The organism is Micromonospora sp. AMSO1212t (genome assembly GCF_008868145.1).
GTDB classification, from domain to species: Bacteria; Actinomycetota; Actinomycetes; order Mycobacteriales; family Micromonosporaceae; genus Micromonospora; species Micromonospora tulbaghiae.
Genome location: NZ_WBKS01000003.1, coordinates 98602 through 119493 on the forward strand (window position 1 = coordinate 98602; position 20892 = coordinate 119493).

The window sequence follows — 20892 nt, forward strand, 5'->3', positions numbered from 1 at the left end:
CCCCGGCGCACCCAGAGAAGGGAACTTCCCGTGACCGTCACCCATCGCGAGACCCCGCACGTTCCGAACCCGTCCCCCGACACGGACGCGCCTGTCGGCGTGTGGCTCAACGGCGCCCGGGGTTCGGTCGCCACCACCGCGATCACCGGTCTGCTGGCGCTGCGCGCCGGCATGGCCGACTCGACCGGCTGCGTCACCGACACCGGCATGCTGCGCGACGCGCCGCTGGCGAGCTGGAACGATCTGGTCGTCGGCGGGCACGACATCGTCGACACGCCGCTGGAGAAGAAGGCCGAGTCGCTCGTCGACTCCGGAGTCATCCCGGCGCCGGTGCTGGCCGCCGTGCGGGGCAGCCTGCCCGAGGTCGAGCGGAACCTGCGCACCGGTTACGACGCGCGCACCGAGACCGCACCGCTGGCCGAGGTGGTCGAGCGGCTCGCCGGCGACATCGAGGAGTTCCGCGCCCGCAACGGGCTGTCCCGGGTCGTCGTCATCAACGTGTCCTCGACCGAGCCGCCGGCCGACCACCGGCCCGAGCACGACGACCTGGACGCGCTGACCCGCGCCATGGCCGATCCGGACGACAAGGCGCTGCCGGCCAGCTCCGTGGTCGCGTACGCGGCGTTCCAGGCCGGTTGCGGCTTCGTCGACTTCACCCCGTCCACCGGCGCCCGGCTGCCCGCGCTGGAGATGATGGCGCAGCGGGAGCGCGTGCCGTTCGCCGGCTCCGACGGCAAGACCGGGGAGACGCTGCTGCGTACCGCCCTGGCGCCGATGTTCACCAGCCGCGCCCTGCACGTGCTCTCCTGGGCCGGGGTGAACCTGCTCGGCGGTGGCGACGGCGCGACGCTGGAGGATCCGCGCAACGCCCGCAGCAAGCTCAGCTCGAAGTCGGGCGTGCTGCCCGCGCTGCTCGGTGAGGACGTCACGGCCCCGCTGCACATCGACAACGTGCCGGACCTGGGCGACCACAAGACCGCGTGGGACCACGTCTCGTTCGAGGGGTTCCTCGGCGTCCGGATGTCCATGCAGCTGACCTGGAGCGGGGTGGACTCGACGCTGGCCGCGCCGCTGGTGCTCGACCTGGCCCGGCTGACCGCTGCCGCGCACCGCGCCGGGCACGTCGGCCCGATCGAGGAGCTGGGGTTCTTCTTCAAGGACCCGATCGGCACCGACGAGCACGCGCTGGCCGAGCAGGCGCAGGCGCTCGCCGCCTGGGCCAACGGGCTGGACGGCCGCGGCGACAGCTGACCTTCGCACCGGCCGCCGGCGCGGCACCGTCCGCGCCGGCGGCCCCGCCCCACGTATCAGCATCGAGGAGTCCCCCATGTCCCACCACGTCCCGAACGCGCCGGACCGGCCGAGCACGGATCCGGTGTGGACGCCGATCCTGACCGGCCTGCACGCGACCGCGCTGGACTGTCTCCAGACGAGCTTCGCCCTGCTGGCCGACCACGCGAACGGGTCCGGCAGCCACCTCGCCCTCGGCGCCCGGTACGGGTTCCGCACCCGGGACCAGGACGGCCTGGTCACCGTCGAGGCGACCTCGGACGACCGGGCCGCCGAGGCGGTCGACCTGCTGGGCCTGCGGGTCGAGGGCCGGTGGATGCAGCTCGACGGCCCGCAGGTGCGCCGGCTGGCCGCCCCGGGCCAGCCGCTCTACGTCACCGCCGACGCGTACGACCTGCCGTGGTGCCCCTACCACGGGCACGAGCACATGCGGCACAGCTTCCTCGTCACGGCCGCCGAGCCGGACGAGGTCACTGTGGTCGACGCGTACCACAACGACACCGCCTGGGGCCCCGCGCGTCCCGGCGTGTGGCGGATGCCGGCCGCCGCGTTCGACACGGCGCTGGCCGGGGGTGCGCACACACTGGCGGTGACGACGCACCCGGCCCCGGCGATCGACGTGCCCGCCATGCTCGCCGGCAACGCCGCCCGGGCCGCCCGGGCCCGCCCGGAGATCGCAACCTACCTGGCCCGCACCGGCGCCGCCCTGGACACCGTCGCCGGGCTGCACCGCTTCGTACTCGACGTCTGGCTGCTGGCCCGCGCCCGCGACCTGCACGAACACTGGCTCGCGGCGGTCGCGCCGGAGGCCGCCGCCGCGCTGGCCGGGCAGGCCGCGCGCTGGCAGCAACTCGCCACGCGCAGCTACGTGGCGCTGCGGCGGGCCCAGGCGGGCCGGCCGGCCGCGCCGGAACTGGCGGACGCGCTCGGCGCGCTGATGGCCGACCACCTGGCCGCGCTGGAGTCGATGGCCGGACCGGCCGCCGGGACCGGCGAGGACGCCGCGCCGGCCGCGCCGGACCGGGCCGGTGACGACGGCGTACGCGCGGCGGTGCTCGGCGCGCTCGGCGACACCCTGGACCTGGACGGCTCGACCCTGCGCACCACCGACGTGCTCCGGGAACTGCCCGGCTTCGACTCGTTCCGGCTGGTCGACGTCATCGACCGGGTCGAACGCCGGCTCGGCGTCGAGGTTCCGGCCACCGCACTGACCGCGGCCGACCTGCGCGACGTCGGCTCCCTGTGCGCCATGTTCGGCGCCGCCACCGGAGGTGCCCGATGAGTACCGAACTGCTGCACGACCTGCTGGACCGCACCGCCGACGAGCGCCCCGACGCGCCCGCCGTCGGGGACGGGACCGTCGAGTCCACGTACCGTCAGCTGCGGGCCGACAGCCTGCGCCTGGCCGGCTGGCTGCGCGGGCAGGGCGTCCGGCGCGGCGACCGGGTGCTGGTGGCGCTGCCCGCCGACGCGACCCTGCCGGCGCTGCTGTACGCGGTCGCCCGTACCGGCGGTGTCTTCGTCGTCCTGCGGACGCCGGCCCCCGAGGTCGCCCTCGCGCACGTGCTCGACGACGCCGAGCCGGGCCTGGTCCTCACCGACGACCCGGTCCTGGCCGGCCTGTCCCGCGCCCGCGGCGTCCCGGTGCGCGGCGCGGCCGAGGCGCGCCGCGCCGCGTCCGCCGCGGCGATCGGCGGCGTGCCCGCCGGCCCGGCCCCGCTCGCGGTCGACCCGGTCTGCCTGATCTACACCTCCGGCAGCACCGGCATGCCGAAGGCGGTGGTCTCCACACACGCCCAGGTCACGTTCGCGGTGCGGGCGATCCAGTCGGAGCTGCGCTACCGGCCCGACGACGTGGTGCACGTCCTGCTGCCGCCCTCGTTCGACTACGGCCTCTACCAGATCTTCCTCAGCACCGTCGCCGGCGCCCGGCTGCGCCTGGGCGACCCCGGCGACACCGGTGGCCGCCTGCTGGCGACCCTGGTCGGGTCCGGCGCCACGGTGCTGCCCTGCGTGCCGTCGCTCGCGATCAACCTGCTGCGGCTGCTCGGCCGGGCGGGCGCGCCGCGCCCGCCGCTGCGCCTGCTCACCAACACCGGCGCGGCCATGCCCCCGGAGGTGCTGGCCGGCCTGCGCCGGCTGCTGCCCGGCCTGACCGTCCAGCTGATGTTCGGCCTCACCGAGTGCAAGCGCGCCGCGATCATGCCGCCGGACGCCGACCTGCGCCGGCCCGGCGCCTGCGGACGGGCCCTGCCCGGCACCGAGATCTTCACGGTCGACTCCGAGGGACGGCGTCAGCCACCGGGCGTCCGCGGCGAGCTGGTGGTACGCGGCCCGCACGTGATGGCCGGCTACTGGCGGCGACCCGAGCTGACCGCGCAGCGGTTCCGCCGCGCCCACGGTCTGTTCCCGCAGCTGCACACCGGCGACCACGGTCACGTGGACGCCGACGGGTACGTCCACTTCGCCGGCCGGCGCGACGACGTCTACAAGGAGAAGGGCACCCGGGTCAGCGCCACCGAGGTGGAGGCCGCCGCCTACCGGGTCGACGGCGTGGACGCGGCCGGGGTGCTGCCGCCGGCCGACGGCCGCGACGGCGCGACGCTGTTCGTGGTGGCCGAGCTGACCCCCGCCGACGTGCTGCGCCGACTTCGGGAGCAGCTGGAGGAGATGAAGGTGCCGGCGCGCTGCGTCGTGCTGCCCGACCTGCCACTGACCGGCAACGGCAAGGTGGACCGGCGGGCGCTGGCCCGGCTGGCGGGTGAGCACAATGGCTGACCTGCCCTTCGACACCCCGGCCTACCGCTACGACCTGGCCCGGGTACGCGCCAGCCACGCCACCCTGGTCGCGGCGCTACCCGCACCGAGTCGGCTGTTCTACTCACTCAAGGCCAACCCGCACCCGGCGCTGGTGGCGGCGCTGCACACCGCCGGCTGCGACGCGGAGATCTGCTCCCCGGGCGAACTGGCCGCGGCGCTGCGGGCCGGCGTGCCCGGCGACAGCATGCTCTACACCGGACCCGGCAAGCGCGACGCCGAGGTGGCCGAGGCGGTGCGCGCCGGTGTCCGCTGGCTCTCCGTCGACTCGCCCGAGGGCCTGGACCAGGCCGACCGGATCGCCGCCGCGCACGGCGTGGAACTGCGCTGCCTGCTGCGGGTCAACGACCGGGTGCCCAACCCGGGCCAGGGTCTCACCATGACCGGCGTCGCGTCCCAGTTCGGCGCCGACGCCGACTGGATCGAGCAGGAGCCGCAGCGGTTCCGCTCCCGCCCGTCGGCCCCGGTACGGGGATTCCACCTCTACACCGGCAGCAACGTCGACTCGGTGGACGCGCTGGTGGCGCAGTTCACCGCCGCGGCGACCACCGCCCGGCGGCTGCGGGACCTGCTCGGCATCGACCTGACCCTGCTCGACCTCGGCGGCGGCTTCGGCGCGCCGTTCGCCCGGCCCGGCCACAACGCGGACCTGACCGGCCTCGCCGACCGGGTCGCCGCGGCCCTGGACGAGCTCTTCCCCGGCTGGCGCGACGGCGCGCCGACAGTCGCCTTCGAGTCGGGGCGGTTCCTCACCGCCACCGCCGGCACGCTGCTGACGCGCGTGCTGGACGTCAAGCGGTCGCAGGGCACGCCGGTCGTGGTGCTGGAGTCCGGCATCAACCACCTCGGCGGGATGTCCGGCCTGCGCCGGCTGCCGCCGCTCGTACCCGCCCTGCACGCCGCCGACGGCCGCGACGGCGCGCCGCTGGAGGGCGCGATAGTCGCCGGGCCGCTGTGCACGCCGCTGGACACCTGGGCCCGCGCCGCGAACCTGCCAGACGTACGGCCGGGCGACGTGCTGGCCGTGCCGAACGTCGGGGCGTACGGCCTCTCGGCGAGCCTGCTGGCCTTCCTCGGCCACCCCGCGCCGGTCGAGGTCGTCTGCGACGGCGACCGCGTCGTCGAGACGTCCCGGCTGACCCTGACGCGGCACCCGGTCGACACACCGGGCGCCACTGCCGAACCCCGAGATGAAAGGTGACGTCATGAACGCCGAATTCACCGAGTTGCTCCGCCCGTTCCTCAAGTTCGCCGGCCCGGACGAGATCACCGAGGAGTCCCGCCTGCGCGACCTCGGCCTGGACTCCATGCGCGAGATCGAGCTGCTGTTCGCCATCGAGGACACGTTCGGGGTCGCCGTGCCCGACGACAAGCTCGTCGACTCCACGTTCGCCACCGCCGGTGGACTGTGGGGCGTGGTGGAGGAGCTGCGCGCCCCGGTCGGCGGTGGTTCCCGATGACCGCGGCCGCCGGGTACGCCCCGGCCGTCGAGACCGTCGCCGACGTGGCGGCGGAGCACGCCCGCGAGGCCGACGAGAACGCCGCCTTCCCCACCGAGGCGCTGGCCGCCATGCGCCGTACCGGGCTGCTGGGGCTGCTGGTCCCGGCCGCCGAGGGCGGCGCCGGCGGCACGCTGCCGGACCTGGTCGACGTCACGCTGACGCTGGGCCGGGTGGACATGTCGGTGGCGATGGTCTTCGCCATGCACTGCCAGCAGGTCGCCGCGATCACCGCGTACGGCGGGGAGAAGCTGCGCGCCGAGGTGCTGCCGGCGGTGGCCCGGGGCGAGCGGTATCTCGGCTCGGTCACCACCGAGGCCGGCAAGGGTGGTCACCTGATGACCGCCGAGTCGGCGCTGGAGCACGACGGCGAGATGCTGCGGATCGACCGGCAGGCGCCGATCGTGACCGGCGGCCCGTACGCCGACGCCTTCCTGATCACCACCCGCGCCCCGGGGGCCGACTCGGCCGCCCAGGTGGACCTGGTCTACGCCGACCGGGACCAGGTGGAGATCGAGGTGACCGGCGGGTGGCGCCCGCTGGGCATGCGGGCCACGCACAGCGTGCCGATGCGGCTGCGTGGCGCGGTGCCGCAGTGGCAGGTGGTCGGCGAGCACGGCGGGTTCCGGGAGATCGCCACCACCGTCTTCGCGCCGCTGGCGCACGTCGGCTGGGCTGCGGCCTGGATCGGGGCGGCGGCCGGCGCGTACGGCCGGGTGCTGCGGCACGCCCGCAGCGAGGCGGGACGGCGGCAGTTCGCCCCCTCCTCCGAGCTGGTGCTGCTGCGGCTGGCCGGCATCCGGGCCCGGCTGGACGCGGCGCACGCGCTGCTGCGGCACACCGTCTCCGTGGTCACCGACGCGCCGGACATGTCGGCGGCGCCGGTGCAACTGCTGCTCAACACGCTGAAGATCCGCGCGGCCGAGGAGTCCTTCGCCGCCGCGCACGAACTGGTCGAGCTGGCGGGCCTGCGCCACGGCTACCTGACCGACTCGCCGCTGACGCTGGAGCGCACGTTCCGGGATCTGCGCTCGGCCTCGCTGAACTACGCCAACGACCGGCTGCGCCTGGCCAACGGGGCGCTGTCGCTGCGCGACCCGGGGGTGCGTCTTGCCTGAGCCGACGCCGACGCCGACGCCGACGCCGCCCGGGGGCCAGGCCGCCTCCGTGCGGGCCGCCCTGTCCGGAGTGGACCACAGCGACCCCGGCGCCGTGTGGCGCGCGCTGGGCGCCGCCGGGATCGTCGAGGCGCTCTACCCGGACGGCGTCCAGCCGGACCCCCGGCGGCTGTCGGTGCTGCTCACCGAACTGGACGCCCGGTGCCCGCTGGGCGTGACGCTCTCGGTCTGCGTCCAGGTCGCCACCGTGCTGCCGTTGCTGGCCGGCGCGGCCGGGCCGGCGGAGCGCGTGCGGCGCGGGATGCTGCGCGGCGAGACGGTGGTGGCGCTGGCCGTCACCGACGCCGGCGGCTCGGGCTCGGACCTGCTCGACGCCGCGACCCGGGTGAAGCTGGGCGACGACGGCGCCGTCCTGGACGGCGGCAAGGACTGGATCACCAACGCGACGAGCTGCGACGCGGCGCTGGTGCTGGCCCGGCACCGCGAGGCGCGGCACTTCACCAGCTTCTGCTGGGTGCTGGTGCCGGCCGGCGCGCCGGGCGTGACAGTCGGGTCCGCCGGCCGGGCGTTCGCCGGGTCCGGCGTGGGCCACCTGCGCTTCGCCGGCGTGGCGCTCGGCCCGGACGCCGTGCTGGGCCGTCCCGGCCGGGCGCTGGCCGGGTTCGCCCGGCAGGTCGGCGTCGAACGGGTCGCCGGGGCGCTGTGGGCCCGGGCGATGTGCCACCGGATGCTGGTGGGCCTGCACGACTGGCTGCGGCGGCGACCGGCCGGGGCGGGCGCGCTGTGGGACCGCCCGGCGGTCCGTGAGCGGTACGCCCGGTGCCTGGTCGCCGTGCACCAGCTCGACGCGCTGTGCGCGCCGCTGCTGGACGCGCCGGCCGCCGTCCCGTCCGCGGTCACCGGGATGCTGCTGAAGGTCAGCGCCGCCGAGACCGTGGACCGGGTCGCCACCGAGGCGGTGCGCCTGCGCGGCGCGGACGCGTTCCGCGACGGCGGGGAGGCGCAGCTGCGCACCGAGGCGGCCATGTTCGGCATCGCCGGTGGCGCCACCGGCGCGATGCTCGCCGGCATCGCCGACCACGCCGACGAACTGGCGGGCGCGGTGACCTGAGCGCGGCGTCCCACGCCGCCGGCGCCGGAAGCCCGATCGACGACAGCACAGTGAAGGGAGCAACGCCATGAGTCTCTACGACTGGTTCGAGCGGAGCGTGGCACGCGTGCCCGAGGCGGTCGCGCTGGAGGTCGGCGGGGAGCCGGTGACCTACCGCCGGCTGCGCGACCTCGCCGACGGCCTCGCCGGGCGGATCCACGCCGAGGTGGGCCGGCGCCCGCGCGCGGTCGGCCTGCTGGCCGCCCGCAGCCTGCCCGCGTACGCCGGTTATCTGGCCGCGCTGCGCGCCGGAGCGGTGGTGGTGCCGCTCAATCCGGCCTTCCCGCCGGCCCGCACCGCCCGGCTGTGCCGGGACGCGGGCGTGGACGCGCTGGTGGTCGACGACGCCGGTGCCGCCACGGCGGCGCAGGTCGCGGGTGACGCCGTGACCGTACGCCTCGACGGCGCGCCGGGCGTCCCGCCGCCGGACGCCCCGGTGGCGCCGGACGACGTGGCGTACCTGCTGTTCACGTCCGGCTCGACCGGGCGGCCCAAGGGCGTGCCGATCCGCCACCGCAACGTGGACGCGTTCCTCGCGCACTGCCGGGACCGATACCCGGTCGGCCCGGGTGACCGGCTGTCGCAGACTTTCGACCTGACCTTCGACCCGTCCGTGTTCGACATGTTCGTCGCCTGGGGCGGCGGCGCCACGCTCGTGGTGCCGCAGCCGGACGAGGTGCTGACGCCTGTGCGGTTCGTCAACGAGCGGCGGATCACGCACTGGTTCTCGGTGCCCTCGGTGGTCTCGCTGGCCCGGCGGATGCGGATGCTCTCCCCCGGCGCCATGCCCGGCCTGCGGCACAGCCTCTTCGCCGGTGAGGCCCTGACGCTGGAGCAGGCCCGGGCGTGGGCGGCGGCGGCGCCGGGCAGCGTGGTGGAGAACCTCTACGGCCCCACCGAGCTGACCGTGACCTGCACCGGTCACCGGCTGCCCGCAGACCCGGCGGCCTGGCCGGTGACCTCGAACGGCACCGTGCCGATCGGCGACGCGCACCCCGGGCTCGACGCGATCCTGCGCGCCGAGGACGGCACGGTCGGCGGTGACGACGGCGAACTGTGCGTGCACGGAACGCAGCGGTTCGACGGCTATCTCGACCCGGCCGACGACGAGGGCCGGTTCGTCACGGACGCCGGCCGCCGGTACTACCGCACCGGTGACCGGGTCCGCCGCGAGCACGGCACGCTCGTGCACCACGGACGGCTGGACGACCAGGTGAAGCTGCGCGGCTACCGGATCGAGCTGGGCGAGATCGAGATGGTCCTGCGCGGCCACCCGGGCGTGCAGGACGCGGTGGTGCTGGCGTTCGGCGCGGGCGACGACGTCTCCCTGCGGGCGGTCTACACCGGCGCCGACGGGATCACCGACGAGCTGACCCGCCGGTGCGCGGACCGCCTGCCCGCCTACATGGTGCCGGCCCGGATCCACCACGTGGCCGCCCTGCCCACGAACGCCAACGGCAAGACCGACCGGCGCCGGACCGCCGACCTGGTCGGCAGCGCGACGAGAGGAGCACGGTGATGACCAGCACGGGAAACGGACAGGACCAGGAACGGGCGTTCCGTTCGGTGGCCGGGCGCTTCGCCACCGGAGTGGCGGTGGCGACTGCCGTCGGTCCCGACGGCCCGGTGGGGATGACAGTCAACTCCTTCACCACCGTGTCGCTGTCACCACGGATGCTGCTGGTCTGTCTACGGCGGGACTGCCGGCTGCTCGCCGCGGTGCGGCGTACCGGCCGGTTCGCGGTGACGGTGCTCGGCGACGACCAGCGCGAGGAGGCGGCCTGGTTCGCCAGCCGGGGCCGGCCGGCGGGCGCCGACGGCTTCGCGGGTGTTGCCTACGACGACGAGCGGGTGACCGGCTGCCCGCGCCTGACCGACGGGGTCGCGTACTTCGGCTGCGAGGCGGTCTCCGCCGACCCGGCCGGTGACCACGCGGTGCTGATGGGCGCGGTCCGCTCGGCGGGCCTGCTCCGGCCGATCCCGCCGCTGCTGTTCGTGGACGGCGGCTACGCGCGGGTCGCCGCGCCGCGGGAAGCGCAGGTGGCGCGATGAGCATCAGCGCCGCTCCCGGCGACCTGCGCCACCTGAGCCTGCGCGCGGCGCGGGCCGGTGCGGACGCGATCCGCGAGGCGCGGGGCCAGGGCTTGCAGACCGAACACAAGGGCGGCGCGGCCCAGGACCCGGTGACCAGCGCCGACCACGCCAGCGAGCGCGCCATCCTCGACCTGCTCGCCCGCGACCGGCCGCAGGACGCCGTCCTGGCCGAGGAGTCCGGGGCCAGCGACGGCTGCTCCGGCCTGCGCTGGATCGTCGACCCGCTCGACGGCACGCTGAACTTCAGCCACGGCGCGAGCCGCTACGCGGTCAGCATCGCGGTGGCGACCGGCTGCGACGTGGGCGAAGGACAGGTGGTCGCGGCCACCGTCCTGCAACCGGCCACCGGCGCCTGCCTGGTACTGGACGACGACGGCGCGCTCGACGGCGACGCCCCGGTCGCGGTCAACTGCGAGGCCCAGCCGGGGCACGCCCTGGTGGCGTTCGCGGTCCCGAACGCGCCCGGACCGCGACGGCGGGCGTACCAGGCGCTCGTCGGTGTCGCGCCCCGCGTCGCCGACCTGCGCAACACCGGCTCCACCGTGTGCGACCTGGCAGCGGTGGCCCGCGGGGAACTGGACGCGTTCGTCAGCTTCGACCCCGCGCCGTGGGACATCGCGGCCGGCGCCGCGCTGGTCGAGGCCGCCGGCGGCGTGACCCGGCGGTGGCGCCACGACGGGTTCGAGGTCTTCGGCGCCGGCGCGCCGGCCGTGGTGGCCGCGCTGGCCGGCTGGCTGGGCGACGACGGTACGGACGGCACGAACGGCACCGACGAGGAGAGGGGAACCGACGATGACCGGCAGCGATGAGTTCCGGCTGGCACTGGTGGGAGCGGGCCGGATGGGCCGGCACCACCTGCGGGCCCTGGCCGAGCACCGGACGGTCCGGATCCGGTACGTGGTCGACCCGGTTCCGGCGGCACGGGAGGCGGTCGCCGCGGCCGGGCTGCCGGCGTACCCGAGCATGGAGGACCTGCTCGCGGACGCCGTGCCGGACGGTGTTCTGGTGACCGCGCCCACCGGGCGGCACGGCGCGCTGGTCGCGGCCGCCGCCAAGGCCGGGCTGCCGGTGCTGTGCGAGAAGCCCGCCGGGCTCGACCCGGCCGAGGCCGCGGAGGCGGGGCGGGTGGCCGACGCCGCCGGGATCCCGTTCCAGGTCGCCTACTGGCGCCGGTTCGTCCCGCAGCTGCGCCGGCTGCGGGAACGGATCGCCGGCGGCGAGCTCGGCGAGATCCTCTTCGTGGCCGCGGCGCAGTGGGACGGCGAGCCCCCGGCGGCGGCGTTCCGCACCGGCAGCGGCGGGATCTTCGTGGACATGGGCGTGCACGAGTTCGACCAGATCCGGTGGTTGACCGGGCAGGAGGTCGACCGGGTCGCGGTGCAGCCGGCCGGGCCGGTCACCGACCCGGCGGTACGCGGCCGGGACGTGGACAGCGCCCAGGCGTTGCTCGGCCTGTCCGGCGGCGGCACCGCGCTGGTCTCGCTCGGCCGGCACCACCGGGGCGGCGACATGGCGACGGTGGAGGTCTTCGGCACCCGGGACCACGAGCGGCTGACCTTCCTCGACCCGGCCGACGGCGACGCCACCATGTACGCGGCCCTGGCCCGTCAGGCGGAGGACTTCGCCGGGCTGGTCCGGGAGGGTCGGTCGGCGGGCGCCGGGGTGGCGGACGCGGTGGCGGTGCTCGACGCGGCGCGGCGGGCGACGGCGCAACTCACCCCGGGTCACGAAGTACACACCGATCGGTGACTACTTGCACCATCTGGGAGCGAGGTATTCCCCAGCCGAAGGTGGGAAATCCATCGGTACACCACACTGTGGACGGTACTGCGGAGCGGGGGAATACATCGATGCACTTCAGTGTCCTCGGTCCGTTGACCGTTCACGTGGACGACCACCCGGTCACGCTCACCGGCACCAAACCCCGCCTCCTGCTCGCCGTGCTGCTGCTGAGCCCGGGGCGCACGGTCGCCACCTCCCGGCTGGTCGACGGCCTCTGGCCGGACTCGCCGCCCGCGTCGGCGGTACGCAACCTGCGCACGTACGTGCACCGGCTGCGGCAGGCGCTGGACCGTGGCGGTGACTCGGCCGGCCGGCTGGTCCACGACGGCACCGGCTACCACCTGCGGGTCGACGAGGACGAGCTGGACCTGCTGCGGTTCCGGCGTCTCGCCGACGAGGCCCGCCGGGCCGCGCGGGGGGACCGGCCGGAGGCCGCCGCCGACCTGTTCGACCGGGCGGCCGAGCTGTGGGGCGGGCATCCGCTGGAGGACCTGGCGGATCCGGGCACCGATCTGGGCGCGACCGTGACGGCCTTGCGGGAGCAGCACCGGGAGATGACGACCGAGCTGATCGACCTGCGCCTGCGGCTGGGCCAGCCGGCCCGGGTCATCCCGTCGCTGCGCCGGCTGGTGGCCGAGGAGCCGCTGGACGAACGCCGGCAGGCGCAGCTGGTGACGGCGCTGACGCAGGAGGGACGCGTGGCCGAGGCGCTGGCCGTCTACCAGCAGGCCCGGCGCGGCATCGTCGACGAGCTGGGCGTCGACCCCGGTCCCGCCCTCCAGGGCGCCCTCCAGACCGCGCTGGACGCGGACTCCGCCGAGGTCCGCCCACCGTCCGGCCGGCCGTCGGCCGTCGGCGCCGGGCCCGCGTCGCCGCCCGGCCCGCCGCCGAGCCCGCAGGCCCTGCCGATGAAGCCGCCGTCCCTGGTCGGCCGGGACACCACGGCCGGCCAGCTGCGCGCCATCGCCGAGGGGATCGCCGACCCGGCCGACGCCGACGAGCACGCCGGGGTCGTGCTCGTCTCCGGCGCGCCGGGCGTCGGCAAGTCCTCGTTCTCCGTGACCAGCGGGTACGACCTGGCCGACCTCTTTCCCGACGGTCAGCTCTTCGTCAGCTTCGACAGCGGCGACGAGCCGCCGCGCGGCAGCGGGGAGCTGATCCGGGAGCTGCTGGTCGAGCTGGGCGTGCCACTGACCGACGTGTCCGAGGACATCCGGGAACGCTCCGCCGTGCTGCGCTGCGCGCTCGCCGGCCGGCGGCTGCTGCTCATCATCGACGACGTCGACTGCGCGCAGCAGGTGCGCCCGCTGCTGCCCGGGGCGGGCCGCAGCCTGGTGCTGATCAACAGCCGGCAGCGCCTGCTGGACCTGGACGTCGGCTGGCGGTTGACGCTCGGCGCGCTCGACCGGGCCGACGCGGTGGAGCTGCTGGCCACGATCGCGGGCGAACGCCGGGCACGCGAGCACCCGGAGGTGTTCGGCCGGATCGCCGCGGCCTGCGACCGGCTGCCGCTGGCCCTGCGGATCGTCGGCAGCCGGCTCGTCACCCAGCCCGACGTCGCCCTGCCCGGCTTCGCCGCGCATCTGGAGGTCGAGGAGAACCGGCTGTCGGAGCTGTCCGTCGGGGACATCTCGGTGCGCGACAGCCTCTCGGTCAGCTACCAGGCGCTGGACGTCGACGCCCGCCGGGCGCTGCGCGCGCTGGCCCGCGCCGACTCGTTCATCACCGCGTCCAGCGCGGTGGAGATCCTGCGCCTGCCCCGGCAGCAGGCCAACCGGATGGTGGAGCACCTGATCCAGCACAACCTGCTGGTGCCGGCGGACTCCGGTGCCCCGGGCGAGCGCTTCCACCTGCCGGAGCTGCTGCGGATCTTCGCCCGCGAGTGTGTGGACGCGCACGGCCGGCCGCCGCGCGCGGCCTGAGCCGCCGTCCGCGGTGCGCGGGTCAGGCCGACCCGCGCACCGCGATCCGGGTGTCGCTACTTGAGGAAGCGGTCCAGCGCGGCCTCGATGGTGCCGCTGTCCGGCGAGGCGTACGACTTCATCGTCACCTTGTTGTAGGAGATGAAGCTCGGGCACCGGGCGGCGGGCGCGGTCACCGTGCCGCCGTCGCCGACCTTCTCGCCGGTCTTGGCGGCGTGGAAGGTCAGGGTGTAGCGCGAGGAGATGTAGTCGACCGTGACGACCTTGTCCTCGCTGTTCTTGTACTGGCACTTCTTCGGCGTGCCCTCGCTGCCCTCGACCATCTTGAGGCAGCCGATGACGGACACCGTGGCGAAGTCGGCCGACTTCGCGTAGTACGGCTTGGCCGAGCTGACCGTCTTCTGCGACCAGAACGACGGCCGGTCCGGGGAGTTGGAGAAGACGTACGCCTTCGAGCCCGCCGGCGCGGTGTACGGCGCGGCGTTGAGGATCGCGCCCCCGTCGCAGACCGCCGACATCTCGCTGGCGTAACGCGCGGTCAGCGAGTTGTTGTTGGACCCGTCCGGCCCGGTCGACTCCGGCCCGTCCGCGCTGGGGGTGGCGGACGGACTGTTGTCCGGCCCGGGGGTGGCGCTGCCCGAGGCCACCGGCTTGGGGTCCTCCTCGTCGCCGTTGAAGGCGACGTAGGCGAGGCCGCCGCCGCAGCACAGCAGCGTCAGCGTGACCGCGCCGGCGGCGAGGCCGACGATGAGGCCCTTGCTCTTGCCGCCGCTCGGGGGCGGGGTGGGCGCGTACGGCGCCGGCTGTCCGGGGTACCCCGGCTGGCCGGGGAACGGCGCCGCGGGCTGCGCGCCGTAGGGAGCGCCCGATCCGGGCTGGGCGCCGTACGGCGCACCCGACGCGGGCTGGGCACCGTAGGGGACGCCCGACCCGGGCTGGGCACCGTACGGCGCACCCGACGCCGGCTGCGAACCGTAGGGCGCACCGGAGGCCGGCTGCGCGCCGTACGGGGCGTTCGGGTCGGGCTGGTTGCCCCACGCTCCGGCGTTCGGGTCCGGATAGCCTCCGTAGGGAGGGTGATTGTCACTCATCTGAGGTTCTTCCACCTGTCGTCCGTGGTTCCGGCGATCAACCACCCCGCAGCGTAATGACGCCTGCAAATTCACGATCGCCGACGTTCGATACGTTCTTCACCAGCCGTGCCGGGGCCACTGCGGTGCGTACGTGCCCGAATCCGGCATCCGGCCGCCCATCAGGGGTGACGGGCCGGGGACCGTTGTGACGCAACGGATCGACCGTTCGGCGATCGACCTCCACCCGACATCGGCGAGCCGGAAAATTGTGATGTACGCGATACCTTCGGCCGTCCGGCCGGACGGCGGCGGACCACATCCCGGACCCCCATTTAGTGAGGCTCGTCGATATTGACGCATGTCACAGGCGGGGACAGAATCCCAGCACCACCACCAGGACCCCTCCGGGAGGGCCCCATGAACCGTCCCCGCCTGCCGCTCCTGCGGACCGCCGGCCGGATGACCGCGCTCGTCGCGGCCGCCGCCGGCGTGCTGCTCGCCGCCGCCGCACCCGCCGTCGCCGCCGCGCCCGCCGGGCGCTACGTCGCGCTCGGCGACTCCTACACGTCCGCCCCGCTCGTACCCACCCAGGTCGACCTGAACTGCCTGCGCTCCAACCGCAACTACCCGTCCCTGGTCGCGGCGTCCGCCGGGTCGGCGTCGTTCGCCGACGTGAGCTGCTCCGGCGCCACCACCGAGGACATCCTGTACGGCGGCGACGGTGTGCTGGGCGTCGCCCTGCCGCCGCAGGTCAACGCCGTCACCTCGGCCACTGCGCTGGTGACCGTCCAGATCGGCGGCAACGACATCGGCTTCTCCGGCATCATCAGCGACTGCGCCGAGGCGAGCGTGAGCAGCCCACTCGGGTCGCCCTGCAAGGACCGGTTCACCGCGGGCGGCACCGACCAGTTGCGGGCCCGGATCGCCGCCACCGCGCCGAAGGTGACGGCGGTGCTGCGGGCGGTCCGCCAGGCCGCGCCGAACGCGCGCGTGGTGGTGCTCGGGTACCCGGCGATCCTGCCCGACAGCGGATACGGCTGCTGGCCGGTGGTGCCGATCGCCTACCAGGACGTGCCGTACCTGCGCGGCGTCCAGAAGGCGCTCAACACGATGCTCGCCGACACGGCGGCGGCGGGCGGCGCGAGCTACGCCGACGTCTACACGCCATCGATCGGCCGGGACACGTGCAAGAGCAGCGGCACCCGCTGGGTGGAAGGGCTGGTGCCGCAGAACGCCGCCGCGCCGTTCCACCCGAACGCCCGGGGTGAGCAGGGCATGGCCACGGCGCTGCTGGCGCACCTGAACTGAGCCGCCCGGGTGAGCCGGTCCCGCCGTGTCGGGACCGGCTCACCTCCGGTAGGGCGACGGGTCGGCGAACCGGTCGGTGGTCGTGACGAACCCCCAGCACTGCTTGGTGTTGAACACGACCGCGTCCTTGCAGTACGCCGGGCTGGACGTCGCGGTGGCGTCGGCGACCAGGACCGGGTTGTAGTCGCGGAAGTAGGCGCTCTCGATCGTGGTGCTGACGCACTGGTCGACGTTGACGCCGCAGACGAACAGCGTGTGGATGCCCTGGGTGCGCAGCACCTGGTCGAGGTGGGTGCCGTAGAAGCCGCTCATCCGCACCTTCTCGATCATGACGTCGTCGTCGCGGATCAGCGGCTTCAGCTCGTCGACCATCTCGGCGCCCCACTCCCCGGCCGTGAGCACCCGTCCGTGGTCCAGCGGCTGGCCGATGCCGGCCTGGTCAGGCGTGTGCTTGAACGAGTGCAGCGACGGCGCGCCGAGGTTGCGCAGGTCGGGGCGGTTGTACCAGTAGACCCAGATGACGAACATCTCGTGGCGGCGGGCGGCCTCGACCGCGCGCGCCACCCCCGGGATGGCCTCCCGGCACGCCCGGTAGTCCAGCCCCGAGCGGTGGGTCCAGCCGCCCTCGGCGCAGAAGTCGTTCTGCATGTCCACCACCGCGAGCGCGCCCCGCCGCGGGTTGTCGGCGAACGGCATCAGCTCCGCGTCGAAGCGGAGCAGATCCTCCGGCCGATCGTCCGGGGCCAGCAGGACGTGATCCGGATAGAGGTGCCACCTGTCGGTGCTGGCGGCGAGCTGTACGCCACCGTCGCCGGTGTCCCCGTAGATCGCCCGTCGCCCCGCCATACCGTCCGTTCTAGCCGCCCGGCGGACCGGCCGGGCGGCGACGGCGAGCAGTGCATCCGTACGGGTGCGGTCAGATCCGGGTGATGCGGACCGCGTCGGCGACCACGTAGCCGGTGCCGGCGCTCCAGCGGCTCACCCCGACCTTGTCCCCGGTCCCGGCGGCGAGCGTGAACACGCCGAGCGAGACCCAGCGTCCGCCGCCGGTGCGCTGGTCGACAGCCACCGACCGGTTGCCGGTCGTGGTGGCCACCAGGTACGGGGTGCGGTCGTTGTAGCCGGGGTCGGCCGGGTACCACACCGAGACCTCGTAGGCGCCTGTCGCGGGCAGGGTCGTCCGGAACCAGGCCACGTCGCTGGACGCCACGGGTGCGGCGAAGCGGTAGTCGGCGCCGTGGCGCTGCGCGGAGTACGCGGAGGTGCCCCAGGCCGCACCGGCGGTGAACCCGCCCGCCGTGGCGTTGTCGACCGTGACGCTCCACGACGCGGGCGGCGTACCGGCCCGTACATCCAGGTAGTTGCGGTCGATCTTCATGGTCACGCCGCCCCACGTCTCGGTGACGTCGCCGGCGTACTGGTGCAGGCGCTGCTGGTCGGCGTAGCGGTCGTCGGCGCAGTACGTACCCCCGTCGGTGTCCGCGACCCCGTTCCACCAGGCGATCCAGATCTGGTCCAGCCGCAGGTACCGGGTGTCGTGGTAGGCGGCGCAGACGTCGGTGATGCCGGACGAGCCGCTGGAGTACATGCCGGCGAGGTAGCCGCGCGTGTGCAGCCGCTCGACCCAGCCGGAGAGGAACGAGAGCACCGCGGCCCGGCAGCTCGCGTTCGACGGGTACTGCTCGATGTCGTTGTAGAGCGTGCTGCCCGCGCCGATGCCGAGCGCCGCCGCGGCGGCGGCCGCGCTGTCCGCCGCGGTCCTGCCCTGCCCGCGGGCGGTGGCCGGGTCGGCGGACATCTTCGGCGTACGGGTGCCGCACGGCGCCTGGTAACCCAGCTCGATGGGGATGAGCCGCCAGCCCTTGCGGGTCTGGTCGGCGACCCAGGTCGCGGTGAGGTTGGGCTGGGCGCACGTGCGGCTGCCGCCGCTGATGTAGACGCCGACCGCACGGTAGGGCGAGGCGGCCAGCCAGGCGTCCATCGCGCCCTGGGACGGCGCGGTGCAGGTGTCGAAGCCCTTGCCGGTGAAGGTGCCGGGCTGCGGGCCGACCGCGGCCAGGGCGGACTGCGACTCGGCGGCGGGCTGCGGGCCGGCGACAGCCGGTGTCCCGGCGGCGGCCGGTGTCCCGGCCCGGGCCGGGACGGCCGATGCCGTTGCCGGGACGGCCGTGGCCGCGACCACGGTGAGAAACGTCAGGGCCGTGGCGATCGCTCTCATCGGCGCCCCTCCTGTGCGGGATTCCTCGCCCGACGGCGAGACATGGGCAGGATTTCTACCACGCATCGACGGATGACGACAGATGATTGTGGCGAAAGTTTTCACCGAAGAAACGATCAATGAAGGGTATCGACAAGACGCCGGAAGCCGGTATAGCGTTCCCGCACTCACATCCGTCGATCGGTGAAGCGCCGTCACCCGAGGAGCGCCATGCCCACGTCACGATCCCCCCGTCTGCGACGCCGAGGTCTGCTCGGCGTACCCGCCCTGGTGGCCGCCGCCCTCGCCGTGGCCGTCCGGCCCGGCACGGCGCTCGCGGCGCCGAAGGCCGAGTGCCTCGCCGACCTGCTCGGGGAGCAGTGATGGCCACCATTCCCTGGCTGGTGGACGTGCTGCGCGGCGCCGGTGTGCAGGTGGTGGTCGAGGGCGACTGGCTCAACCGGATGCGCCCCGGCTCGTTCGACCCGATCGGCGTGCTCTGGCACCACACCGCCGCCACGTCCAGCGCCGGCAACCCGCACCCGGCGCTGAACATCTGCATCAACGGCCGTTCCGACCTGCCCGGCCCGCTCTGCCAGGCGCTCGTGGACTACAACGGCGTGTTCCACGTGATCTCCGCCGGCCGGTGCAACCACGCCGGCACCAGCGGCGGCAGCGGCCCGATCCCGGCCGGGGACGGGAACACGCTGATGATCGGGTGGGAGATCGACTACAACGGCGTCGACCAGCGGATGACCACCGCCCAGTACAACGCCAGCATCGCGGCCACCGCCGCCGTGCTCAAGCGGCTCGGCCGGGACTCCAGCTACGCCCGGGGTCACCGGGAGACCAGCACCACCGGCAAGATCGACCCGTCCTTCATCGACCTGAACACCATGCGTGCCGACGTGGCCGCCAAGATGGCCGGCGGCGGCACCGGCTGGACGTCGATCGTGGACAACGCCACCGCGGGCCGGTTCACCGCGAGCGCCAGCTGGGGCACCTCGACGTACTCCGGGCAGCGCTACGGCGCCGACTACCGCTACGCGGACCCGGTCGCCGCGAGCGACGCGGCCTGGTACAAGTTCAACGTCCCGCGTACCGGCAACTACCGGGTCGAGGCGTGGTGGCCGGCGAACGCGGGCTACAACGCGGCCACGCCGTACATCGTCGCCACGACCACCGGCAACCGGACGGTCGTGGTCGACCAGCGGGCGACCGGCGGGCAGTGGCGCTCGCTCGGCACGTTCGCCCTGCCGGCCGGCGACGCCAACCGCGTCGCGGTCAGCCGGTGGAGCTCCGCCGCCGGCCTGGTCATCGCCGACGCGGTCCGGCTGACCGAGGTCTGAACCCGGGGATGCGGCCGGGTGGCATCCCACCCGGCCGCATCCGTCCCGACGTCAGCGCAGCGACCGGAAGGCCGCCCGCATCTCCTGGGCGAACAGCTCCGGCTGCTCCCAGGCGGCGAAGTGCCCGCCCCGGTCCACCTGGTTGTAGTGGATCAGGTTCGGGTACGCCCGCTCCGCCCAGCTGCGCGGCGCGAGCAGGATCTCGTCCGGGAACTGGCTCACCGCGGCCGGCACTCCGACGCCCTTGGCCGCGAAGAACGACAGCGCGTTCTGCGCGTACAGCCGGGCCGAGGACACCCCCGTGTTGGTCAGCCAGTAGAGCGTGACGTTGTCCAGGATGTCGTCGCGGCTCAGCCCGCCGGGCCTCCCGGCGAAGGCGGCGCAGATCAGGTCCAGGCTCGCCGCGTCGTGGTCGAGCATGAACGTCGCCAGCCCGACCGGCGAGTCGGCGAGCGCCGTGAGCGTCTCCGGGCGGGTGGTCATGATCAGCGCGTACGCGGAGTGCTTCCAGAAGAAGTCGATCCGCTCGCAGGCGGCCCGCTCCTCGGCCGACAGCCCGGCCGGCAGCTCCGCGAGCGGGTTGTTGACACCGGTGATGCCGCTCTGCAACAGCGCGTCGATCTCCGGCGGCACCACGCAGGGCATGTTCGTGTGGATGCCGGCCAGCTCCGGCGGGGCCTGCACGCCCAGCATGTCGGTGATCAGCGCGCCCCAGTCGCCGCCCTGCGCCACGAAGCGGGTGTAGCCCAGCCGCCGCATCAGCTCGGTCCAGGCGCGGGCGATGTGCTGCGGGTCCCAGCCGGGCCGGTCCGGCTGACCGGAGAACCCGTATCCGGGCATCGACGGGATCACCAGGTGGAACGCGTCCGAGGCGCTGCCGCCGTGCGCCGTCGGGTCGGTGAGCGGACCGACGATCTTCAGCTGCTCGATCACCGACCCGGGCCAGCCGTGCGTGACGATCAGCGGCAGCGCGTCGGCGTGCGGCGAGCGTACGTGGATGAAGTGGATGTCCAGGCCGTCGATCTCGGTGACGAAGTTCGGCAGGTCGTTGAGCCGCGCCTCGACCTTGCGCCAGTCGTACTCGGTGGCCCAGTAGCGGGCGAGCGCCTGACTGGTCTCCAGCGGCACGCCCTGCGACTGGTCGTCCACGGTCTGGCGCTCCGGCCAGCGGGTGGCCGCGATCCGGGCCCGCAGGTCCTCCAGGTCCGCCTCCGGCACCTCGACGCGGAACTCACGGATGCCGGCGCCGGTACGCGTCGGCGTCATGGTCTTGACGGCCACGGGTTGTCCTCC

19 protein-coding genes are annotated in these 20892 nt (G+C 74.5%); 15 read left to right on the top strand and 4 right to left on the bottom strand.

Translation table 11 applies throughout. From position 1 onward, the window contains the following. The first annotated feature begins 30 nt into the window (after positions 1-30). From F8279_RS01765 to F8279_RS01820, 12 genes are all read left to right on the top strand, one after another. Entirely contained in the window at positions 31-1251 is a 1221-nt protein-coding gene (locus tag F8279_RS01765; protein ID WP_151498894.1) for an inositol-3-phosphate synthase, read from the top strand. A 76-nt stretch (positions 1252-1327) separates the two neighbouring features. Then, positions 1328-2572, top strand: coding sequence for an acyl carrier protein (locus F8279_RS01770; protein ID WP_091425097.1), 1245 nt, complete (start codon positions 1328-1330; stop codon positions 2570-2572). Next, positions 2569-4068, top strand: coding sequence for a class I adenylate-forming enzyme family protein (locus F8279_RS01775; protein ID WP_151498895.1), 1500 nt, complete (start codon positions 2569-2571; stop codon positions 4066-4068). Before F8279_RS01770 ends, F8279_RS01775 begins: the two co-directional genes overlap by 4 nt. Further along, positions 4061-5308, top strand: a complete 1248-nt coding sequence (locus F8279_RS01780; RefSeq protein ID WP_151498896.1) for an alanine racemase — start codon at positions 4061-4063, stop codon at positions 5306-5308. The genes F8279_RS01775 and F8279_RS01780 overlap by 8 nt, the downstream gene beginning before the upstream one ends. Positions 5309-5312: 4 nt before the next feature. Further along, positions 5313-5567 (top strand): phosphopantetheine-binding protein, encoded by a 255-nt coding sequence (locus tag F8279_RS01785; protein ID WP_091425090.1) that lies wholly within the window; start codon positions 5313-5315, stop codon positions 5565-5567. Then, on the top strand, positions 5564-6724 hold the full coding sequence (locus tag F8279_RS01790) for an acyl-CoA dehydrogenase family protein (protein WP_151498897.1): 1161 nt from the start codon (positions 5564-5566) through the stop codon (positions 6722-6724). Before F8279_RS01785 ends, F8279_RS01790 begins: the two co-directional genes overlap by 4 nt. Next, the gene (locus F8279_RS01795; protein WP_225853072.1) at positions 6717-7835 is read left to right on the top strand and encodes an acyl-CoA dehydrogenase family protein; all 1119 of its coding nucleotides are present in this window, start codon (positions 6717-6719) and stop codon (positions 7833-7835) included. Before F8279_RS01790 ends, F8279_RS01795 begins: the two co-directional genes overlap by 8 nt. Positions 7836-7902: 67 nt before the next feature. After that, positions 7903-9393 (top strand): amino acid adenylation domain-containing protein, encoded by a 1491-nt coding sequence (locus tag F8279_RS01800; RefSeq protein ID WP_151498898.1) that lies wholly within the window; start codon positions 7903-7905, stop codon positions 9391-9393. Then, positions 9393-9926 (top strand): flavin reductase family protein, encoded by a 534-nt coding sequence (locus F8279_RS01805; protein WP_151498899.1) that lies wholly within the window; start codon positions 9393-9395, stop codon positions 9924-9926. Before F8279_RS01800 ends, F8279_RS01805 begins: the two co-directional genes overlap by 1 nt. Next, on the top strand, positions 9923-10777 hold the full coding sequence (locus F8279_RS01810; protein WP_151498900.1) for an inositol monophosphatase family protein: 855 nt from the start codon (positions 9923-9925) through the stop codon (positions 10775-10777). Before F8279_RS01805 ends, F8279_RS01810 begins: the two co-directional genes overlap by 4 nt. Next, positions 10761-11717 (top strand): Gfo/Idh/MocA family protein, encoded by a 957-nt coding sequence (locus F8279_RS01815; protein WP_091425079.1) that lies wholly within the window; start codon positions 10761-10763, stop codon positions 11715-11717. The genes F8279_RS01810 and F8279_RS01815 overlap by 17 nt, the downstream gene beginning before the upstream one ends. A gap of 125 nt (positions 11718-11842) precedes the next feature. After that, entirely contained in the window at positions 11843-13672 is a 1830-nt protein-coding gene (locus F8279_RS01820) for an AfsR/SARP family transcriptional regulator (protein WP_225853073.1), read from the top strand. A gap of 56 nt (positions 13673-13728) precedes the next feature. Here the strand turns inward: F8279_RS01820 and F8279_RS01825 are convergent, their stop codons facing one another. After that, complete coding sequence (locus tag F8279_RS01825; protein WP_091425074.1) at positions 13729-14763, bottom strand: hypothetical protein; 1035 nt, start codon at positions 14761-14763, stop codon at positions 13729-13731. A 399-nt stretch (positions 14764-15162) separates the two neighbouring features. On the opposite strand from F8279_RS01825, the gene F8279_RS01830 reads away from it, so the two are divergent. After that, on the top strand, positions 15163-16053 hold the full coding sequence (locus F8279_RS01830; RefSeq protein WP_151498902.1) for an SGNH/GDSL hydrolase family protein: 891 nt from the start codon (positions 15163-15165) through the stop codon (positions 16051-16053). A 39-nt stretch (positions 16054-16092) separates the two neighbouring features. On the opposite strand, the gene F8279_RS01835 is transcribed toward F8279_RS01830, so the two are convergent. Together F8279_RS01835 and F8279_RS01840 are read right to left on the bottom strand one after the other, a co-directional pair. Next, entirely contained in the window at positions 16093-16899 is an 807-nt protein-coding gene (locus tag F8279_RS01835; protein ID WP_151498903.1) for a cysteine hydrolase family protein, read from the bottom strand. 70 nt (positions 16900-16969) lie between these two features. Next, positions 16970-18271: a glycoside hydrolase domain-containing protein gene (locus F8279_RS01840; RefSeq protein ID WP_151498904.1), complete on the bottom strand. Its 1302-nt coding sequence runs from the start codon at positions 18269-18271 to the stop codon at positions 16970-16972. Positions 18272-18481: 210 nt separating this feature from the next. Between F8279_RS01840 and F8279_RS30155 the strand changes: the two genes are divergently transcribed. Together F8279_RS30155 and F8279_RS01845 are read left to right on the top strand one after the other, a co-directional pair. Then, positions 18482-18634 carry a hypothetical protein gene (locus F8279_RS30155; protein WP_162959110.1) on the top strand — a complete coding sequence of 51 codons (153 nt, stop codon included), beginning with the start codon at positions 18482-18484 and terminating at the stop codon, positions 18632-18634. Further along, entirely contained in the window at positions 18634-19599 is a 966-nt protein-coding gene (locus F8279_RS01845; protein ID WP_151498905.1) for an N-acetylmuramoyl-L-alanine amidase, read from the top strand. Before F8279_RS30155 ends, F8279_RS01845 begins: the two co-directional genes overlap by 1 nt. A gap of 51 nt (positions 19600-19650) precedes the next feature. On the opposite strand, the gene F8279_RS01850 is transcribed toward F8279_RS01845, so the two are convergent. Beyond that, positions 19651-20880 carry an epoxide hydrolase family protein gene (locus tag F8279_RS01850; protein ID WP_151498906.1) on the bottom strand — a complete coding sequence of 410 codons (1230 nt, stop codon included), beginning with the start codon at positions 20878-20880 and terminating at the stop codon, positions 19651-19653. Positions 20881-20892 lie beyond the last annotated feature (12 nt).